This window comes from Paracoccus liaowanqingii (genome assembly GCF_004683865.2).
Classification (GTDB): domain Bacteria; phylum Pseudomonadota; class Alphaproteobacteria; order Rhodobacterales; family Rhodobacteraceae; genus Paracoccus; species Paracoccus liaowanqingii.
On the sequence record NZ_CP040762.1, the window covers coordinates 82,137 to 100,865 of the forward strand.

The 18,729-nt window shown below is 59.8% G+C and carries 16 protein-coding genes and 3 pseudogenes; 8 read left to right on the forward strand and 11 right to left on the reverse strand.

The window, feature by feature from the left end; genetic code table 11:
* Nucleotides 1–562: 562 nt before the first annotated feature.
* The 3 genes from tnpC to E4191_RS19015 are packed head-to-tail and all read right to left on the reverse strand — an operon-like array spanning nt 563 to nt 2,829.
* Nucleotides 563–2,119 carry an IS66 family transposase gene (tnpC, locus tag E4191_RS19005; protein ID WP_139615601.1) on the reverse strand — a complete coding sequence of 519 codons (1,557 nt, stop codon included), beginning with the start codon at nt 2,117–2,119 and terminating at the stop codon, nt 563–565.
* Nucleotides 2,120–2,173: 54 nt separating this feature from the next.
* On the reverse strand, nt 2,174–2,527 hold the full coding sequence (gene tnpB / locus E4191_RS19010) for an IS66 family insertion sequence element accessory protein TnpB (protein ID WP_136886773.1): 354 nt from the start codon (nt 2,525–2,527) through the stop codon (nt 2,174–2,176).
* Entirely contained in the window at nt 2,524–2,829 is a 306-nt protein-coding gene (locus E4191_RS19015) for a transposase (protein ID WP_231714332.1), read from the reverse strand. The genes tnpB and E4191_RS19015 overlap by 4 nt, the downstream gene beginning before the upstream one ends.
* A 378-nt stretch (nt 2,830–3,207) precedes the next feature.
* Here E4191_RS19015 and E4191_RS19020 point away from each other — a divergent pair, with 378 nt between their 5' ends.
* Nucleotides 3,208–3,450: a hypothetical protein gene (locus E4191_RS19020; protein ID WP_139615988.1), complete on the forward strand. Its 243-nt coding sequence runs from the start codon at nt 3,208–3,210 to the stop codon at nt 3,448–3,450.
* Between the two features lie 174 nt (nt 3,451–3,624).
* On the opposite strand, the gene E4191_RS19025 is transcribed toward E4191_RS19020, so the two are convergent.
* Nucleotides 3,625–3,834: a hypothetical protein gene (locus E4191_RS19025; RefSeq protein WP_139615989.1), complete on the reverse strand. Its 210-nt coding sequence runs from the start codon at nt 3,832–3,834 to the stop codon at nt 3,625–3,627.
* 737 nt (nt 3,835–4,571) lie between these two features.
* Here E4191_RS19025 and E4191_RS19030 point away from each other — a divergent pair.
* The 4 genes and pseudogenes from E4191_RS19030 to E4191_RS19045 all read left to right on the forward strand — a co-directional run.
* A pseudogene (locus tag E4191_RS19030) lies at nt 4,572–5,060 on the forward strand (HU family DNA-binding protein); the annotation flags it as partial.
* Nucleotides 5,047–5,568 carry a sulfite exporter TauE/SafE family protein gene (locus E4191_RS19035; protein WP_139615991.1) on the forward strand — a complete coding sequence of 174 codons (522 nt, stop codon included), beginning with the start codon at nt 5,047–5,049 and terminating at the stop codon, nt 5,566–5,568. The pseudogene E4191_RS19030 and the gene E4191_RS19035, both read left to right, overlap by 14 nt.
* The gene (locus E4191_RS24910) at nt 5,537–5,806 is read left to right on the forward strand and encodes a TSUP family transporter (protein ID WP_139615992.1); all 270 of its coding nucleotides are present in this window, start codon (nt 5,537–5,539) and stop codon (nt 5,804–5,806) included. The genes E4191_RS19035 and E4191_RS24910 overlap by 32 nt, the downstream gene beginning before the upstream one ends.
* Nucleotides 5,807–6,041: 235 nt before the next feature.
* A pseudogene (locus E4191_RS19045) lies at nt 6,042–7,015 on the forward strand (IS5 family transposase).
* 591 nt (nt 7,016–7,606) lie between these two features.
* On the opposite strand, the pseudogene E4191_RS25000 reads toward E4191_RS19045, so the two are convergent.
* Nucleotides 7,607–7,720, reverse strand: a pseudogene (locus E4191_RS25000) (YrrC family ATP-dependent DNA helicase); the annotation flags it as partial.
* A 411-nt stretch (nt 7,721–8,131) separates the two neighbouring features.
* Here E4191_RS25000 and E4191_RS19055 point away from each other — a divergent pair.
* Entirely contained in the window at nt 8,132–10,810 is a 2,679-nt protein-coding gene (locus E4191_RS19055) for a calcium-binding protein (RefSeq protein ID WP_139615993.1), read from the forward strand.
* A gap of 599 nt (nt 10,811–11,409) precedes the next feature.
* The gene (locus E4191_RS24320) at nt 11,410–12,975 is read left to right on the forward strand and encodes a hypothetical protein (protein ID WP_139615994.1); all 1,566 of its coding nucleotides are present in this window, start codon (nt 11,410–11,412) and stop codon (nt 12,973–12,975) included.
* 88 nt (nt 12,976–13,063) lie between these two features.
* On the opposite strand, the gene E4191_RS19065 is transcribed toward E4191_RS24320, so the two are convergent.
* The 4 genes from E4191_RS19065 to E4191_RS19080 form a co-directional block, all read right to left on the reverse strand.
* Nucleotides 13,064–13,483 carry a Phasin gene (locus tag E4191_RS19065; protein WP_139615995.1) on the reverse strand — a complete coding sequence of 140 codons (420 nt, stop codon included), beginning with the start codon at nt 13,481–13,483 and terminating at the stop codon, nt 13,064–13,066.
* A 156-nt stretch (nt 13,484–13,639) separates the two neighbouring features.
* Nucleotides 13,640–14,092 (reverse strand): hypothetical protein, encoded by a 453-nt coding sequence (locus E4191_RS19070; RefSeq protein WP_139615996.1) that lies wholly within the window; start codon nt 14,090–14,092, stop codon nt 13,640–13,642.
* A 131-nt stretch (nt 14,093–14,223) separates the two neighbouring features.
* Nucleotides 14,224–15,348, reverse strand: coding sequence for a hemerythrin domain-containing protein (locus E4191_RS19075; RefSeq protein ID WP_176562810.1), 1,125 nt, complete (start codon nt 15,346–15,348; stop codon nt 14,224–14,226).
* 668 nt (nt 15,349–16,016) lie between these two features.
* The gene (locus tag E4191_RS19080; protein ID WP_139615998.1) at nt 16,017–16,349 is read right to left on the reverse strand and encodes a hypothetical protein; all 333 of its coding nucleotides are present in this window, start codon (nt 16,347–16,349) and stop codon (nt 16,017–16,019) included.
* Between the two features lie 126 nt (nt 16,350–16,475).
* On the opposite strand from E4191_RS19080, the gene E4191_RS23895 reads away from it, so the two are divergent.
* Nucleotides 16,476–16,640 carry a hypothetical protein gene (locus tag E4191_RS23895; protein WP_176562806.1) on the forward strand — a complete coding sequence of 55 codons (165 nt, stop codon included), beginning with the start codon at nt 16,476–16,478 and terminating at the stop codon, nt 16,638–16,640.
* Nucleotides 16,641–16,942: 302 nt separating this feature from the next.
* Here E4191_RS23895 and E4191_RS19085 read toward each other — a convergent pair whose 3' ends face one another.
* Both E4191_RS19085 and E4191_RS19095 read right to left on the reverse strand, forming a co-directional pair.
* Nucleotides 16,943–17,398, reverse strand: coding sequence for a DUF2934 domain-containing protein (locus E4191_RS19085; RefSeq protein ID WP_139615999.1), 456 nt, complete (start codon nt 17,396–17,398; stop codon nt 16,943–16,945).
* Between the two features lie 929 nt (nt 17,399–18,327).
* On the reverse strand, nt 18,328–18,645 hold the full coding sequence (locus tag E4191_RS19095; protein ID WP_139616000.1) for a replication endonuclease: 318 nt from the start codon (nt 18,643–18,645) through the stop codon (nt 18,328–18,330).
* Between the last annotated feature and the right edge of the window lie 84 nt (nt 18,646–18,729).

Here is an 18,729-nt window from a genome sequence, read left to right on the forward strand (position 1 = left end):
GGGACTGCTTTCTGCGGTGCCATGGAATTGGTGCCCATCTGCCGGGAAGGCAATTGACGTGAAGTTTCGCGTGCTCCCTTCGTCAGATTTTTGCAGGCGGCGGGACCGTCAAGTTGATCTGTCAGTTCCGCCGAGTGCGAGTTCCGGAGGATTAGGTGGAGCAAATTGTCATCGCGATCGGATGACCGACGGGTGCGATCAGTGCTTTGAAGAAAGTCTTCGTCCGGCTTTCGCTCCACCAGGGCCCCATAAGCCGACCATCCCGGGCGAACTGCACAGGACACTATCCCTATAGCTGCCGCCGCGGGACGGTCCGCATCCGGCACCAGCGGCGACATTTGCGTGTGCTCTATGCCATGACACTGGCCGCGGCGCAGGATCTCGGTGGACAACGAGAAGTCCGACACGATATTTTCTGGCCAGAGATAAGGCCCCGCGCCGGACATGAACCGGTCTCACCCCGCGTCAGCCCTGCGCCCTCATAGATCTCCACGAAATAGGCGCGGTTAACGTCAAGCCACTCGCCCAGCAGAGTAAGCGGTCGCTGGCCCCCACTGTCGACTTAGCTTGACGGCTTGAAGTTCCACGGTAGCAGGTCATCGAGGCGGCTTTGTGGATGGCCGGTGGCGATCGCCGTGAGGGTGGCCTTCAGATAGGCAAAGGGCTCAATGCCGTTGATCTTGCAGGTCTCGATCAACGAGGCGATGCGGCCCCAAGCAACGCCGCCTTCGTCGTGACCTGCGAAGAGCGCATTCTTGCGATTGAGGGTGATGGGGCGGATCAGATTTTCGACCCTGTTGGAGTCGATCTCGATGCGCCCGTCGGTCAGGAAAGCTTGCAGCCCTTCCCAGTGGTTATGGATATAGGTGAGTTTTTCGCCCAACCGGGATTTGGTGGAGATCTTTCGGCGTTGCGCCTGCAGCCAGCCGCCGAAGGCGGCCACCAGCGGTGCGGTGCGGGCTTGGCGGGCCGAGAGGCGCTGGCCGGGCGAGACACCGCGGATGTCGGCCTCGACGGCGTAGAGCTCGGCGATGCGGCGCAGCCCCTCAGCAGCGATCTCGGAGCCATCGCGGTCGAAGACTTCCTTCAGTTTGCGCCTTGCATGCGCCCAGCAATGCGCGATCCGAATGGGGGCACCGCCCTTGCGGATCGGTTTGGTCAGCCGGTTATAGCCTGTGTAACCATCGATTTGCAGAATGCCATCGAAGCCGGTCAGGAAGGTCTCGGCATTCTCGCCTGCGCGGCCGGGGGCATAAAAGTAGACCACGCCGGGCGGGTCCTCGCCGCCCCACGGCCGGTCATCGCGCGCCAGTGCCCAGAGATATCCGGTCTTTGTGGTCCCACGCCCCGGGTCCAGCACCGGGGCCGTTGTTTCGTCCATGAACAGCTTGCCCGACCGTTTGAGATGCTCGGCCAGCCGGTCCACCACCGGCGTCAGATGGAACGCGGCCTTGCCCACCCAATCGGCCAGAACGGCGCGGTGCAGATCAAGGCCCGCCCGCGCCAGGATCTGGCTCTGTCTATACAACGGCAGATGGTCCGCATACTTGCTGACCAGCACATGGGCGAGCGTCGCCTCGGTTGGCAGCCCGCCCGTGATCAGGCGGGAAGGTGCTGGTGCCTGAGTGACGCCGTCGGTGCAGGACCGGCAGGCATATTTCGGGCGGACGGTGACGATGACGCGCAGCTGGGCAGGCACGATGTCCAGCCGCTCGCTGCGGTCTTCACCGATCTTGTGCATGATGCCGCAGCCGCAGGGGCAGATCAGGCTGGCGGGCTCGATGACCTCTTCGATACGCGGCAGTGCAGCCGGTAGGTTGCCGATATTGCGCTTCGGCGCGGGCCTGGTCGCCCCCTTGTCCGTCCTGGTGGCCTGCGTTTCCCTCGAAGCCTCGACCTCGGCCAACGCAATGGACAGGTCCTCGAAAGCCAGCTGCCGCTCATCCTCGGTCAGCTTTTCCGACCGCTTGCCATGCAGGGCATGGTTCAGCTCGGCGATCAGATGCTCCTGGCGTCTGGTGATGTCCTTGAGAGCCGCCACCTCTTCCAGCAACGCCTGAACCGCCGCGCGCTGCGCGTTGGGAATGGCGGAAAGATCGAGAACAGAGGCTGCGAACATGCTCTGATTTTATCAAGGATCTCCGGCAAAAACATGGAAAATCAGGCAACTGATTCATTCTGCCGCAGCAGGGGGGCGGGTTTCCAGAGCTTTGACCTTGCGCCAGTCGAGCCCGGCAAACAGCGCCTCAAACTGGGCATGGTTTAGCGCCATGATCCCGTCCTTGATGGCCGGCCAGGTAAAGGTTGTATCCTCCAGCCGCTTGTAAGCCATTACCAGACCGGTGCCGTCCCAATACAAAAGCTTCAGCCTGTCCGCCCGGCGCGAGCGGAACACGAACACCGTGCCGGTGAACGGATCCTTGCGCAGCACCGACGACACCAGTGCAGCCAGGCCATCATGCCCCTTGCGGAAATCGACGGGTTTGGTCGCAACCATGATCCTCACGCGGTTGGAGGGGAAGATCATGGGGTAGCCGCCAGGGCGCGCACGACCATGGCAATCCGCTCCGCCGAGGCCCCGACTTCCAGACGGATCACCACCGCGCCCGCGACGATCTCCGGCCGGGCCACGGCACCGACATCGGCCCGCGGCGCATCTTCAGCGGGGCCGAGCAACAGCGCCGCAAACTCCACCGGATCTTCAGGAGCAGGCAGCACCAGTCGCCCTTTCCGCGCCAGCGTCCGCCAAGAAGAGACATGGTTCGCCGGCACCCCGTGCCGCCGCGCAACGGTATTCACGGTCACGCCCGGCATCAGCGTCTCCGCCACAATCCGCGCCTTTACCTCATCCGGCCACTTCCGGTTCCGACGGCCTCGGCCGCCAGCCGGGAGAAGCTCCAATGCAGACTCCATGGAGAAACTCCGTCCCAACAATCATCACGATCCAATGAACCGATCAGAATGCCGCGCGGAAGGTGGGGGGCAGAGAACGCTTACCCAGCAGATGGCACGCATTGTTCTCGATTTCGGTGGTTCGGGAGAACGGGCGTAATGCTGCCGAAAGCAGCAGCAGATTCACAAGCGCGAGGGGAGTGTGTGAACCCGGAGTTGTAAAAAGCGGAAACCTGACCTTCCGGCCCGAGATCGTTCGCTGTTCTGCCTGCACAGGTGGTAGATTGGCTTATGGAGACTCATGCGTTCCGAGACATGTTTCTGGAGGCGGGCCTTCCAGAGGATCAGATCGGCGAGGTGCTCGGTCATTTCTACACCTTCAACGCTGCACCCGAAATCCTCACACTGACCGATTACGCGACCGCCAAAGCAATCTATGTTGTGATGGATGGCCGAATAGCTTCCCAGGACACTCTCAGCCCTGTTGCACGCTATGTCATCTCCCTCGGCAACCGATTGACCGAATGGGAGACCAAAGGGGGCCAGCTCAACTCCTAACTGTCGCTTCTCGACATCAGATTTACCTGCGCGGCTAAACTAGGAGTAATGATAAGCCGCTGGCTGTGAGGGTGGGGTTGTCTTAGAATGGCGAGGCGCCCAACATCATACGAACCAGCTTATCTTAAAATTCGTCGTCGTCAGCGCCACCTTCTTGAGCGCCCGGTGGACATCTTAAACAGGAACGTTATTGAACGGATCTTCTTCATCTAAATCTAAAAGACTGTCTTCACCTGAAAAATTATCCTCCCGCAGGGTTGGTAACTTAATTGCCGTGACAGCAGTTCGCAACTGCTCTGCTACGAGATATCTGTCCCTTGGGCTGGACGCATAAATTCTATTGAGCAGCGCGGCGATCTCATCTTCAAAGTTCGTCTTGGACATGACAACCTCGATCAATATTGGAGTTGATGTAGACGTCCCTTTAGCAAGTGGATGCTTCAAGCCAAAAGGACGACGCTGAATCTACGTCGCGTTCTTTCAAGATTAGAAATCTTGATGCGGCCGATCACCTGCCGATATACTGATCTTCAGCAATCGTTAAAAAAATCAACTCGTTTTGGAATATGTCTTCTTACAGAATTTTGCGCTCTGATACATATCCCCTTGATTTAAAAGATCACGTCCTGTTCTGGATGTTTTCCGGGGAAAACGCATACTGATCTATCAGCTTGAGATGGAGGGCCCGATACTGGGCATTATGCTGATAGGCCGCAACGGCAGCGATAACCAAATCCCACTCTTTCCGCGTCAGATATTTTGGCGACAATCTGGAAGACGAGCTTGTTTTCCAAGGTTCTGGCATCTCTCGAAAGAGCCCTTCTTTGGCCGCCTTACTTTGCATCAAAAGTACACGGACTGTGATTCTATACAACAAAAGTATTGGGTGAATAAGATATAATTATTCTCTTTATGGTTGTTACCCAAGCTTTAGAATTGAGCCACGGGGCTTTTCTCTGCAATTTTTCCTGCTTCATTTGATGGCGAGGCCCCTCCGCTGCACCTATTCCACGTAACAGCATTGGGCTTGACCTGGACGTTGAATAAATTTCAGTTCGGTTGTTTAGAAATGAAAAAACCTCCGGGCGACTTCTCGCGCAGAGGCAAAGCTCGCGCGAGCCAACCCGCGTCTTTCGCCTCTGGTGGTAGAGGCTGCCATGACATCGATCTTGAACCCGATCACCAACAATCTGGCACATGGCAAGAGGGTCGAGTCCAGGGGGTTCGGTAGCTTTACCAGCAAGATTCGAAATCCAAGAATTGGCCGGGACCCGAGAAGTGGCGGCGCTGTGCAGGTCGAGACCAAGCAGGTCCCGACCTTCAGGGCCTGGAAACAGCTTCTGATGCGGCTGAACCCCGAAAGCTGGCCACCCCTACTTTATCATATCCTTTCCATGCTTGTTCTCCTCCAGTCTGTTCGGGCTGGAGTGACAGGCCGTTGCTTTGTGCGCATGCGCATGCTTCCTACGCCCCCCAGGCTGACCGGAGGTCTGATCTCAAATCGGCGTTGGCAAATATCGGGTAGCCCCGACCGCCGCGGGTCAGATGCGTCTCGCCAGTCTTCAGGCGGGCAGGGTGTAGGGAGAAATAGACGTAATGAATTTCGGTGATGTGCTACTACTGTCCAGCTCTGGTCTCGTGGCGGGGGCGATCAACGCACTGGCCGGTGGCGGAACGATTTTCACTTTCTCAGCGCTGGTTGCCGTCGGTCTTCCCGCGGTGACCGCCAACGCAACGAGTGCAGTCTCTGTTCTGCCAGGCCAGATTGCATCGACCTTTGCGTATCGCTGCAAGATTGCGCGCGCGTTCCGTCGGCTTCTGCCATTTTCCATTGTTTCGGCGATCGGCGGTATTCTGGGTGGCTTGCTGCTGCTCAACACCGAGGAGGGGGCGTTCCGCGCACTCGTCCCTTTTCTGATCCTGTTTGCCGCCGTCCTGTTCATGATCGCACCCCATATCGCGACCTTGGGAGAGCGCCTGGCGTCTCGCCGAAAAAAGGATCCGCCGGGACCGCTCGCGACGGGTCTGCAGGGGTTGGTGGCGATCTATGGGGGCTATTTCGGTGCGGGGATGAGGATCATGATGCTTGCCTCTCTTTTCCCTTACCGAAGGACGTGACTTCCACGCCCTTAACGCTGCCAAGAATTGGCTCGCCTGTATTATGCAAGGCTTGGCCGTGGTTGTGTTCATTGTTTCCGGGGCCATCGACTACGGAGCGGTTGCGATCGTCGCTGTTGCAAGCATTCTTGGAGGATGGGGCAGTGTGACGGTCGGCCGGCTTGTGCCGCAACACATTATCCGACGGTTCGTCATCGTGACCGGACTGGCACTCAGCACATGGTATTTTTTTGCTTAGGCCAGAAGTAGAGCCTCATGCAGAAAGGCGCTTGACCGGTGCCTATGTTCTTTGCGTCGATGTGGTTTTACAGCGGTAAGGCTGCTTCTCTCAAAGTTGCCGTGATCCTAGAATCCGCAACGGCCGAACACAAAGACAGCCGACAAATGTTAAAATAAAGCATCATCGGCGTTGTTGCAAAACTCGACGTGCGGCGGGATTCACGCGGCCGGGCTGGTAGAGTAAGCGTCTCGGAATGAGCAAGCCCGAAGCTGTCCGCTACCGCACGGCGAACTGGAACTCCTACAACAAGGCCCTGAAGCAGCGCGGATCACTGCTGATCTGGCTGGACAAGGACATGGTCTGGCTAGCTTCCAAGGCGGGACGTCCTGGCCGCCCGCCGATGTTCTCTGATGCAGCGATCCAGTTCTGCCTGATGGTGAAGGTGCTGTTCAGCCTGCCGCTTCGGCAAACAACCGGGATGGTGGCCAGCATTCTGAAGATGGCAGGGCTCGATTGGCCGGTGCCGGACTTCTCCACGCTGAGCCGCAGACAGAAGACCCTGGCCGTTCAGATCCCCCACCGCCGTGCGCCGGGACCGGTGAACCTGCTGGTCGACAGCACCGGGATCAAGTTCCTGGGGTGATGAGGGACCGTGGCCCAGTGGGGCCGCGTAAGCCCGATGAACGTGAATGGCTGGCGCGCAAGCACGGCACACACTGCAGGCGACAATACCGCAAGGTCCATCTGGCCATGGACACGGCCACCGGCGACATCCGGGCGGTGGAATTCACCTCAAGCCGCGAAGGCGACAGCCCGGTTCTTCCTGACCTTCTGGATCAGATCCCGGCCGATGAACAGGTCGGCACCGTGACTGGCGACGGCGCCTTTGACACCCGCCGGTGCCACACCGCAATCGTCGATCGCGGCGGCACGGCCATCATCCCTATCCGCAAGAACGGACGCCTCTGGAAGGAGAACTGTCCTGCCGCCCGTGCCCGCAACGACATCCTTCGGGCGAGCAAGCGCTTTGGGCGAGCCAACTGGAAGCACTGGTCCGGCTATCACGCCCGAAGTCGGATCGAAGCGAAAATGCACTGCCTGAAGTCCTTCGGCGAACGGATCGCCTCGCGAGACCCGGACAGGCAAACGGCCAAAATCCACATCCGTGTGGCGCTCATTAACCGCTTCAACGCGCTCGGCACAGCCGAGACCGAACGCGTGGCCTGAGGCTGGCGGGGTAAGGGGAAATCCCGCTTCAATGCCGAGTTCTGCAACAATGCCCGTCTAGGACAGTACCTTGGTTGCGCGTAGGCGTGTCGGGCTCTGCCATGGTGCTGACCTTCCTTGTTTGGGGAGGATAACCGCCAACTCGTATAGAGCTAGAGGGTAGCTTCGGCCCGTCCCTGGCGACGAGGTCGTTTAACAGAGATCAAAATCGGCCGCTGATTGCGGTCTGCATACAGCCATCGCTTTGGTAAGCGACGAGCAGACCAGCCTGTCCGAGATTGACATGCATTCAACCCGCAGGATTGGAGCATAACACCCATATCGGCCGACCATGAAACCCCTGCGCGGCTCTCGCGCGGGGGCTGTTAGTACGATGATACTATCTAATGAAGAAAAACACTTTAAGTTGTGTTGTAGTCAAAAAGTTCCCTCATGGTTTTCATCAGCGTGGATGACACTGGCGCCCGCCATGTCCGTCGCGACGGGATCACCCCCCAGATTGGTGGTGCCCGCTTTACCGTGTTTCGGACAAGCCGCTCGAACTCACGATTGAACTTTCTTTCTTTCCTACAGGCCGGTGGCGAGGATTGCAGACGCCGTGATCCACTCCCCCGTGGAGATCATCGCGGCATGGCCCACGAGGGTGACCAGATCCCGATGCCCCCGCGCCTTAACCCGCAGGACGCAAAAGCCAGTCTCGGCGTTTTGGATGTTTGTTCAGGCTCTCAAGCAAAAGCACGGGCGCAAATATGGGTTCTGGGGCATCAGCAGCCGGAGTGCCCTGGGGTGTTAGTGCAGTGGGCCGGCAGGTCTCCACAAGCGCGCGGGGACGGTCACCTTACGCTAATGCGGCGAAGGAAGCCTTCGAGTTGATCGAAGATTTTCCTAGATAAAAATTTTTCATCAATCGACTGCCCGACAGCCGCAGCTTCCTCTGCCCAACCATCTTGCCTTGGATCACCCGCGGCCGGTCCGGCTTTCCATGCATCTCCAGAATGTTTAACTTGTATTTATTTCAACTTTAGGTTGTATAAGCGAATTTGCCTCGCTGCCGAACCGAGCGGTTCCCTGATAGCGCTCGGCCTGCAGGCACATCATCGTGACAGGGAGACCGCCATGGCCGACACGACCGAGCTGAACATCATCAATCTGCAGGTCGAGGCGCGCGATCAGATCGCCGCCGACAAGGCGAACGGCAGCTATGGGGCGAACCTCCGGGCCGACAGCAAATACTACCTCTGGCAGAGTGAGTTCCAGACGGTCCCGGTCGGCATGCATGAGAGCCCCGAACTGTATGCGGCCGGATTGCGGGACTCGCTGCCTCTCGTCACGACCCTGCGCATTCCCTTCAACCTTCACAGCTTCGACACCCGGGGCAATCTGGACCCTGATTTCGAGCGCTTCCTGAGCGCGGCGGCTAAGGAAGGCTTCACCTTCATCTTCGGTCAGTTCGAGGGCGACGCCCAAAGCCTCGACGTCGAGGGCCCCAACCAGATCGCACAGGCCCGCGACGCGCTGACGGGTCCGGTGTATGACAAGATGGAGGCCGCTTGGACCGACATGTTGAACTGGCTGGACCAGAACCCCGATGTCGACCGGGCGGTTTATGGGCTGGAGGTCATCAACGAGCCCGCCGCCTACAATCAGGCCACCTTCCTGGCAGAGGCCCGCTGGCCCGCCTTGCAGGAGTTTGTGAAGCTTTACGCCGAGCACATGGTCGATCTGGGCCAGATGATCGCCGGACGGTCGGATGCAAAGGTCTTGGTGGGCGGCTGGAACTATTCCGGCCAGTTCGAGGAACTTGAGCGGGTCCAGATGGGCGATGTGACGGCACTCGATTACATCCGCAACGGGCTGGGGGACGATCTGGTCTGGTCGGCGCATTGGTATCCGGGCTGGAACGAGACCCGCGGCATGTCGGACCCCGATCAGCTCCGCGCGGTGCTGGAGAAGGTCTTCAAGCCGATCCTGGGCGATGCGATCATCCTGACCGAGACGAACGCCCCGGGCGACTCCGCCTACAACCTGCGCCACGAGAATGCCGAGGTGCGCGGCCTGACCGCCACCTACGAATGGTTCGCCGACAATGGCATCTCGACGGCCTGGTTCACCGGCAGCCAGTATGGCGCCTCGGTCCTGTCGCGCATGGATGCCGACGGGACCCTGCGCTTCGTGCAGCAAGCCAGCTACGCCGCCGCCCATGACGCGATGACCTTGGGTCATCAGGACCCCGCCCATGCGGCAGGCGAGCAGGTCCACCCCACCCTGATCGAGGGCTGGCTGCGCAACCAGACCAGCGACCCGGACTATGACGCCCGCAATCCCTTCGACGCGGCGCGCTATCTGGGCCTGGCCGCCGGGCATGGGGGCAATGACACGATGATGGGCCATGCCCAGGCCAACAACTTCCTTTATGGCGGCACCGGCAACGACATGGTGATCGGCAATGCGCTGGACGATTTCCTCTATGGCCAGGACGGCAATGACGTGGTCCATGGTGGCGGCAGCGGCCATGACCACCTGTTCGGCGGGCGCGGCAACGACACGCTGATCGCGGGCAACGGCGTCACCCAGATGCATGGCGGAGCGGGGGCCGACACCTTCGTGCTGAATCCGCGCGGCAAGACGATCATCGTCGACTTCAACCCCTCTGCCGGCGACAGCTTCAGCATCGACGGGCTGTCCCTGACCCGGAGCCAGTTCATCGGCAATGCCCGCAGCGTGAACTGGGACAATCACGGGGCGCGCGACATGATCGTGACCCTGCCCGACGGCGGCTCGATCACCTTCGTGGGGATGGGAGAGCGCATCCAGGAGGTGGCAGGCGCCCTGCGCGTGCCCCAGGCAATGCCCGACCTGCCCCAGCCTCAGCCCGCCCCGGAACCTCAACCCGAGCCTCAGCCGGTGCCACAGCAACCTGCGCCGCTGCCCCAGACCCCCACCCTGCCCGAACAGAACGGCGGCGACGGCGACAACCGTGCCAACCTGATCCGGGGCGACTGGCGGGACGACGTGCTGCGCGGCAATGGCGGCAATGACGTGATCTACGGGAATGGTGGCAACGACCGGCTGTCGGGGGATAGCGGAAACGACACGCTGTACGGCGGTCAGGGCAACGATCTGCTGTCCGGAGGCTTGGGCGACGACCTTCTGAACGGCGACGGCGGCAACGACACGCTGGACGGCAACGACGGGACCGACAGGCTGCACGGTGGCCAGGGCAACGATCTGCTGCGCGGCGGAACCGGCAACGACCTGCTGTTCGGCGAGGCAGGGAACGACACGCTGTCCGGCGGCAACGGCAGCGATACCCTGTCGGGCGGAGGCGAGAACGACCTGCTGCGCGGCGATGCCGGCAACGATGTCCTGCGCGGCGAGACCGGAAACGACACGCTGGAGGGCGGCGCCGTGGCCGACACGCTTTATGGCGGCCAAGGCAACGACTTGCTCCTCGGCGGCAGCGGCAACGATCTTCTGCACGGCGATGGCGACGACGATCGCCTGCATGGCGGCACGGGCTGGGATCTGGCCTATGGCGGCGCCGGAGCCGACACCTTTGTCTTAACCAGCAGCGGTTCCGGGAACATGCTGACCGTGGCGGATTTCCGGACCGGCCAGGGCGACATGCTGGAGATTGAGGGCAGCCTTCTGGGCACCACCATCTCGATCGCCGCCCTCGCGCAGCGGACCACTATCAACCGCGACGGCACGCTGATTGAGTTCGACCAGGGCAGCAGCATCCTGCTCCAGGATCACTACCAGCAGCTGACCGCCGACAACGTGGACTTCATCTAAAAGTCGTGGCACGGCGCAGGCTGCGGATCATCGGATGCGCGCATTCGATCATCCTCACCTCACGTCCCGCTGCAAGATGCGAGATTTTCTTGTTCATAGATCAGGCCATCGCCTTCCCGGGCTTGGCGCCGAAGGGCTCAACCTCGTCTTCGTCGATCACCCGGGGTTTACAGCCACGCATGAAAAACCCTCGAAGACCCACACAGCGTGATGCAAACACCCGTATTCGTTCAGGCCCTGCGCTATCGACCGTGCACGATCTAACTTTCATACGGTTTCTTAAGACCCTGCCTGCGTCGATCTGACTGCCGCCGCTGCCTACCATAGGTGCTTTGAGGGGCAGTGGCTTCCGATTATGGGACGGCAGAGGCCTGAGGACAGGCGGCCAACCCAACACGTCTTAAGAATGATTTATAAAGTTTAAAACAACCTTGAGTTGTTAACGCTATTAGGACATGGTCCGCATATGTCCGGGTAAGGTTCTCACCAGTTGCTTCGTGTCATTCGTTCCGCTTCCCGTTCGTGGACTGTCGATGGCGACAACGGTTTTGGATTCCTGCGGTCGCGACATGCGATCCGAGGAGCAGACGGAGAACAAAGTGACCCTTTCGGCCTCATCAAACATCTTCACCATCGGCCACAGCCTCGTGGGCCTGGAAATGCCCCACATGATGAACAGCATGGGGCGCGGGGGGGTCACCGATTATCAGGTGATCATCGGTGCCCCGCTGCGGGTCAGCTGGGAGAGTTCCGGCGCCAGCTTTGCGCAGGGCAAGGACTCGCGCAAGGCGCTGGCGACCGGGGACTATGATGCCGTGATCATGACGGAAGCGATTCCGCTGGACAGTCATCTGAAATGGTCCGGGACGGTCCAGAATGCCCTGCGGTTCGCCAATCTGGCCTATTCGGCCAATCCCGACGTGCAGACCTATATCTACGAGACCTGGCACGGCTTCGACTTTCACAAGGGCAACCTGAGGGACTGGCGCGCGGGGTTGGACAGCTTCGGGCCGAAATGGGAAAGCATCCTCGACGGCGTGAACGAGGCCCTGCCGGCAGATGCCAAGCCGATGCTGATGATCCCCGCCGGCCAGGCCATGGCCAACCTCTATGACGCGATCGCGGCGGGCCAGGTTCCCGGCGTGACGTCGATCCGGCAGTTCTTCGTCGATGACATCCACCTGAACATCAACGGCAATTACTTCGTCACGATGGTTCATCAGGCCACCTTGTATGGCGAGAACCCCGATGGCCTGCCGGAACGGACCTTCAGCCCCTGGGGATCCTACCCGGCGGTGAACCCCGCGCTGGCGGATGCCCTTCAGAAGGTCGCATGGGAGACGGTGAACGAATACGACCGCGATGGCGTCAACGACAATGGTGCGGGACCCGCGCCCGTCGACCCTGAACCCGTCGATCCCTCCCCGGCAGAGCCCGAACCTGTGGATCCGAAGCCTGTAGACCCGGCCCCCGTCCAGCCGACGCCCACGGGCGCCATTCGGGGAAATGATCAGAACAACATTCTTGAAGGGGGCGGTGGGAACGACCGGATCTTCGGCTTCGGCGGCAATGACACGATCTATGGCAAGGGCGGCGCCGACGAGATGCATGGCGGCCTGGGCAACGACCTCTACTTCGTGAACGAGCGCGGCGACCGGACGATCGAAAGGACAAACGAGGGGTACGACGAGGTCAGGTCGGCCATCGACTGGACCTTGGCCGCGAATACGGAGGCGCTATTCCTGCGAGGAACGGCGGATCTCGACGGGATCGGGAACGCCTTGGGCAATCGCCTTGTCGGGAACAACGGAGCGAACACCCTGTCCGGGATGGCCGGAAGCGACGTCCTGAGAGGAGGGGGCGGCAACGATCGTCTGATTGGTGGGTACGGAAACGATACGCTTTCGGGCGACAGCGGCCAGGACACCCTGGATGGCGGCGCCGGGAACGATGTCTATACCGGCGGGGCGGGACGTGACGTGTTCATCTTCCTGTCGGGCAGAGATATCGTGAAGGACTTCCAGGTCGGCTTCGACACCGCCGAGCTGATCGGCGACGGAAGGATGACCTGGCAGAACAGCAACCAGGGCCTTGTCATGAGGCACGACCAGGGCACGGTCACCTTCGAGGGCCTGGGCATGGAGGACGTCAGCTTCATCCTCTGACCTCCGGTCTTTGGGTCGTTTCAGAGATTGCCGCGGTCAATAAAAAAGGGGCGGCCAAGCCGCCCCTTCTCGGTCGTGGTTCCAGGGATCACTCCGACTTGTCGCTCGTTGCCTTTCCGGCCGGGTTCTGAGTATCAGAGCCAATGTCCTTGCCGGCGGTCAAGAGGAAGTCGACCGTGTCCATCTGGACCTTCTTGGCCACTTCCGCATACGCAGCCATTTGTTCGGCAGCGGTTTCCGCGGTGGCAGACGCGAAGTCGCTCATGGCCTTGGCATATGCGGAAGGCTCGTTCTTCACCGCGGCCAGCTCGCCAATGCGGGTGATCGCGTCCTTGGACCAGCGGGCCGAAATCTCAGTCGAGCGCTCGGCCGCGGTCAGCGCCATGCGTGCCAACTTTTCACCAAGCAAGCTCTGCGACTTCATGGCGTCCTGCATCGACGAGGTGCTGAAAGGAAAGTTAGCCATCATGTCCTGCATCATTTTCATATGATCGGGGGTTTTTGCCATATCGCCCACTCCTGGTGCTGCACCGATTGAGAGACCGGGGAACGTATCGCTGCTTCCATCCCGTGCTACCGAGTAGATGCTGCAGTGCAGCATTGCAAGCTTCTGGTGTTGCGTGGCAGCATTATCCACCCTGCCCCAGTCCCGCCTTCGGCTGCGCTACCGCAGTCGTCGAGCGTTGTCTGTGGCCTGCTGATGAACAGGGGCCAGCACCAGGCCACCGGCATCCATGCTGCGGGTGATTATCCGGGTTCCATGCGCCATCCAGCGGTCGGCAAGACCTGCCATGTCGCCCGTGTTCAAAGGGCGCCCGCCAACCATCACGCGGCTAAGATGCTGCGCCTGCTTGGAGGCATCCACCAGCAACGCCGACCAATGGGCCACAATGACCTGGTTGACCTTCGAGATGGCCACCACCTTTTCAACCACCATATCGGTGATCTCTGCATAGTCGCCTTCGGCAGGGCGACAGGCGGCATTGCCCATGATACTCACGCGCGCACTTATCACACTGCCCGAGGCCGCCATCGTCTCGCTTGCCCGCAAGCCTGTCGTCATCATGCCAAGGCCGGCGCATGCCAGCTCTGTCCATGCATTCATGCCAGTCATCATCTGCCTGTCCTTGTTCGGGTCGGACGAGGCAAGGGCACAGCGACAGGCACTGCTACCCTTGTCTCGATGCCGTGGAGATGCAGCGGTGCTGCTTGCAACGATGTTCCCCTCCACGGAGAATGGATTGGCTTCTACGCGGTGTCGCTGCGATGAGCCTGGAGCGGACTGAGCCCCTGCTCCGAGCCGCGCTGCGCAAGCCGGAGCACCGCAGCCCGGCGATCCATCCAGTTCTGCATGGTGCTGGTGGCAAATTCCTTTTGAACCTCTGCGATATCCTTTAGCGACCGGGACCGCATCAGCTGCCGAGAGGCTTGGGCATTGGCGCGAGCGGCCCTGCCAAACCAGTCCATCCAGGCAAAGGAAATCTCCGACACGACCTGCGTCGAGACAGCCGGCGAACTCTTGGCGGCCTGCAGGTCGCCGAATATTTTCCGTGCTGTGTCGCCATAGACCGACATTGCCTCGCGGGTGTCTGCCGCGATCTTTTGCGTCCGCCCGGCAAGGGTCCCGGCGATGTCATGGGTGCGGGCCTCGGCGGCGGTCGAGCCCTCATCCATCACCTGGGCAACCGTCTCAGTGACTTCACGGGCGGCGCGTTCCGCCGCCTTTCGGGTACGGACGGCAGCACGCTTGGCTGCGGCGGCTTGCTTTTCCTCTTCAGCCTCTCGCTTGGCCAGTGCCAGTTCTTCAAGCTTCTCGTCACGCTTCTCCTTGCGGATCTTTGCGGCCCGTGCGCGTGCCTTTGCTGCGGCCCGCTCTTTTTCCTCAGCCTCGCGCTTGGCCTGGGCCGCCTCCTCGCGCTTTTCGTCACGATCGGCTTTCCTGGCCTCTTCCACAGCATCTTCGATACCAGTGGCCATGTCGGCTGCCTCCTCGTCGGTCAGCACCTTAAGAATAGCGGGGAGAAGCTCTTTGCGTTCATTGCGAACGTACTGCTGGAAACCTTTCTTCAGATCGGCGAGGGCCTCGAGGAAAGCATCATCGTCCTTCGATTGACCAGACAGCTTTTCCAGCGCGGCGCGCAGGTCCTTGTTGCCCTTCAAGGCATCGGCCGCCAGGTCCTTGGTCTCGGCGTGCTTGCGCAGTAAGGGCAGAAGATGCTGTTCCTCGATCTCGACATAGTGAGAGAGTTCGTTGCTCAGGTCGGCAAACAGGTTCTCGCGCGTCTTGATTGCCTGGTTCGAGGTCGCGGAGAGCTTGGTGATCAGGTCGGCAGCTTTTTCGGAAGCGGCTTGGATTGTCTGGCGAAGGGTCATGGAAATATCTTTCTCGGATGCTGCCTTGAACTGGAAGCACCAATCAATGCCTCCGCCGAATTGCAGGGGCATCATGTGCTATTACGTCAGGACAGCTCGGGTAGACTCATCAAACGGGGAGGCGCTGAATGTTATGCTGCAGTGCAGCATAACACCTCTTGGTGACCTTCGGTTGCATAAAGCGGCCCTCTCTCGGAATAAGCCCATGTGGCCGTCAACCAGGACATGGTGAGCATTCGTCGCTGCGCCGTAGCTTGAGCCGGCGGGATGCCGCAGAACACTTTGGTTGGCTCATCTGCCGTCATCGCAACCTCCATCAGCAGAGTGTTGCGACGACAGGTTGAGACCACCGTTGCCTTTTTCTGAAAACCCCGGCGCGATCCCTCGCCCCAGGGTTTTCAGATTCATCACACCAATATGGAGAGGAAGGCAGGGTCAAGGTTGAACTAGGGGCCACTTTCCGGGGTATGTTGGGGTCTCTAGACTCGACCACAGCAACTCCTCCCTGGCATGATGGCTCCGGATGCGGTCGTGCAGCCAGACTCCAAATTCGGCCATCGTGAAGGTTTTGGAGACCAGGGCTTCCGTTCCAGAAAGGAAAATGAGTTGCTCTACATCGTCCAACTCCCTGACTGCCGCCATGACTAGATCTGCCGCCGTTGACATGCTCATGCCGCACCTCCAATCAGCCTACGGGCATCGGCCCAGAAATCCGGGTTCTTATATGCGTCAGGAAGGGCATGGATTCCGTAGCCGGTCCACACGATGATCTTCGCCACAAAGTCGAGCGGGATCTGGCAAGGCGCCGCCATTATGGTGCTCTCACGCTCATGTAGGCTGGTGTTTAAAGCCTTAGTCTCCTCATCCTCTCCGGTAGGACTAATATTGTAGACGGGACCCTCTTCTTTCCGCAAATTCTCCCACTCGCGGAACAAGTTCATGATGGGTGTTTGGGTCGCAACCGCAGACAAGCCGCTATCAGTCGCGTAAATCGCGTTCATGGGGGTTCCCTTTGGGCATGTTGCGCATCACAATTTGCGCTGATATCCTGATATCTTTAGAGAGGTGAACGCGTCAACAGAAATTCAATCAAAAGTTGAAGATCTAACAGGTTATGTGGATGTCAAATGCCTAAATTGAACGAAGCTGTTCTGGTGCGGATGAATGCTGATCTGGTCGAGATGCTGGACGAGTTCAGACGCAACCAACCAGACCTGCCAAGCCGTCCAGAGGCGGTTCGGCGTATCGTTTCAAAAGTACTTGCAAAAAAGGCCACCAGCGACGGCTTCTGACTGAGGAGCGGCAACTGGTGCAGCGAGGGAGCTGCAATTTGCGCTTCAGTGTTTTTGCGTACAGGTGACAGATGTCGTGTCAGGGTCCGTATCACCGTTCCCTTTTCCAACGACGGCGGTTGATCCCCTTAGACAGCCCCATTTCGTCTTGGCGCATGACGGTGGCGGGGACCAGGCCGGGTCCTGATAAAGAGGACGAAGAGGATGGGCGTCCGAAGGCTTTCAGGTTTTTTCTGCAAGTCACACTCGCCGATGGTGTGAAATCGCTCGCGGATGACCTGCCTTTCGCTCAGAGGGGGTCCCTAACAGGACTGGAAGACGCGTGTTCGCTTCCAGTCTTCATCGGCCCCGCCTTCAGGGCTTCCTTCCTGCTGCCACAGAACATAGGCCCGTTCGCGCAGATGCTGGTCGAAAGCTCGGTGCCAATACTCTTCCGCACGCCCGTCAGGTTGCCCCTCCTGGTCCCACAGGGCATACGCCTGCTCGCGGACGGCCTGTTCCAGACCCGATTTTGTCTCGGATGTAGTGCCGATCTCATCGCCATAGGGCTGCATTCTGCCCCCGCGGCTTTGATGCAGTCGAGCCGTCAAGCTTGACAGTTGTGCAGCGGGGACCAGCTGTCCATAGGCAGCGGCTTCCAATGCCTTGGCCTGATAATCAGCATCGGTGACGGCTCCACTGGCATCATCGAGTGTGACCGGATACGTGTGGAGTACACGTTTGTTGCTGTCGCAGACATCAATAAGACGCTCTGCCATGACCATATTCCTTTGACGGGTACCAAATTCTTTCTTGGCACCTGTCACAGCCTTACGCCTGATGGGCATGCATAGATACGTTAATCTCATAGGTTGTGCAAATTTATATTTTATCATGTTAAGATTGAAATATGGTCAGCCGCACTGTGATCCATGCTGCACTGAGGGACGAGCATCCCGTGGACTGTCGCCGAGTGTTGATTTGCCGGTTGAGGCTCCATCGGGCGGGGTGGCCAATATCCGTGGGGAAGACTTTTGCCGCTTTGGGATGCGCTTGAGGGCCGTGTCCCAGCAGTTGGTATAGGAAACCGCGCGCGGAGCCCCGGCGTAGCGTAGCGCGCGGCCGGTGGTGACGCTGGTGGTCATCGCCGGTCTTCGGAATGGTTTGGGTTGCGCGGCCTTGAACCAGATGGAGATGACGATGACCGACGAGAGAATGGCACTGATTGATCGATCAAGACGCAGGCCAACACGGATCTGATGCGCGAGATGCTGGCCTTTGCGGCCGACTGGATCATGGAGTTGGAGGTGGAGCTGCGCACCGGTGCGGTGAAGGGCAAGCGGTCTTGCCCGGCGCACGCTGATCGAGGGCGCCTGGAGCTGCCGGATGCAGGCCCGTGTCAGCCCGAAGCTCCTTACCCGGCTGGAGGCGTTGCCTTAGATAGCTCGCAACATTGTATGCAAGGGGCAGCTCAGGATGTGCCAGCGCTACGAGGGAATGGCACTCTTGCAGGATGGCGAAACCTTCTACCCCCTGCTTGAAAAGCCTGTGTGACCCTGCGGCAGCGGCACGGAAACGAGTTTCTAGATATTCGAAGGACCGAGACGGCCACGGGCACCTTGGTCTGCGTTCCAGACCTACTGCTTGCCTGTCCAAACAACGCTGTCGCCGGGACTTTTCCCGCGACCATGACGAGACCTCCCTGCCGTCAGACTCGATTTGAAGACATGCCGCCAATCGGAAACATGTCCTCGCCATAGTGGGGCAGCTTGACGTGATGGGAACGGCACAGCCAGCGGACATCGAGAGGCTGATCATAGCGGTCGTGATGGGCGTCGACGACGCTCACCCCGCAGACCTCACAGGGCTGCTTCTGGAGCTGGCCAGACATGAGCGCGCGTTGCACGGCGAGATGTGCACGGTACTTGGAAAGATTGGCTCGGCGCCAGTTGGTCTGACGACTGTCACTTTTCAGAACAGGTGGTTTCTGATCCGGGGGCGTCTTCGCGTCCGGCTTGCGTGTCATCTGGCCCTCCGGTGTTTCGCCATCCCGTGGCGGGATCGGCACCCAGGCTGCAGTGAACGTGCTGCAGCGCAAAGGCATGATACG

Coding starts and splice junctions, on each gene's coding strand:
- E4191_RS19095 (WP_139616000.1), bottom strand. CDS start 18,645: ATGACACGCAAGCCGGACGCGAAGACGCCCCCGGATCAGAAACCACCT.
- tnpC (WP_139615601.1), bottom strand. CDS start 2,119: ATGTTCGCAGCCTCTGTTCTCGATCTTTCCGCCATTCCCAACGCGCAG.
- E4191_RS19035 (WP_139615991.1), top strand. CDS start 5,047: ATGAATTTCGGTGATGTGCTACTACTGTCCAGCTCTGGTCTCGTGGCG.
- E4191_RS19065 (WP_139615995.1), bottom strand. CDS start 13,483: ATGGCAAAAACCCCCGATCATATGAAAATGATGCAGGACATGATGGCT.
- E4191_RS19080 (WP_139615998.1), bottom strand. CDS start 16,349: ATGAACGCGATTTACGCGACTGATAGCGGCTTGTCTGCGGTTGCGACC.
- E4191_RS23895 (WP_176562806.1), top strand. CDS start 16,476: ATGCCTAAATTGAACGAAGCTGTTCTGGTGCGGATGAATGCTGATCTG.
- E4191_RS19025 (WP_139615989.1), bottom strand. CDS start 3,834: ATGTCCAAGACGAACTTTGAAGATGAGATCGCCGCGCTGCTCAATAGA.
- E4191_RS19070 (WP_139615996.1), bottom strand. CDS start 14,092: ATGATGACTGGCATGAATGCATGGACAGAGCTGGCATGCGCCGGCCTT.
- E4191_RS19085 (WP_139615999.1), bottom strand. CDS start 17,398: ATGGCAGAGCGTCTTATTGATGTCTGCGACAGCAACAAACGTGTACTC.
- E4191_RS19020 (WP_139615988.1), top strand. CDS start 3,208: ATGTTTCTGGAGGCGGGCCTTCCAGAGGATCAGATCGGCGAGGTGCTC.
- tnpB (WP_136886773.1), bottom strand. CDS start 2,527: ATGATCTTCCCCTCCAACCGCGTGAGGATCATGGTTGCGACCAAACCC.
- E4191_RS19075 (WP_176562810.1), bottom strand. CDS start 15,348: ATGACCCTTCGCCAGACAATCCAAGCCGCTTCCGAAAAAGCTGCCGAC.
- E4191_RS19055 (WP_139615993.1), top strand. CDS start 8,132: ATGGCCGACACGACCGAGCTGAACATCATCAATCTGCAGGTCGAGGCG.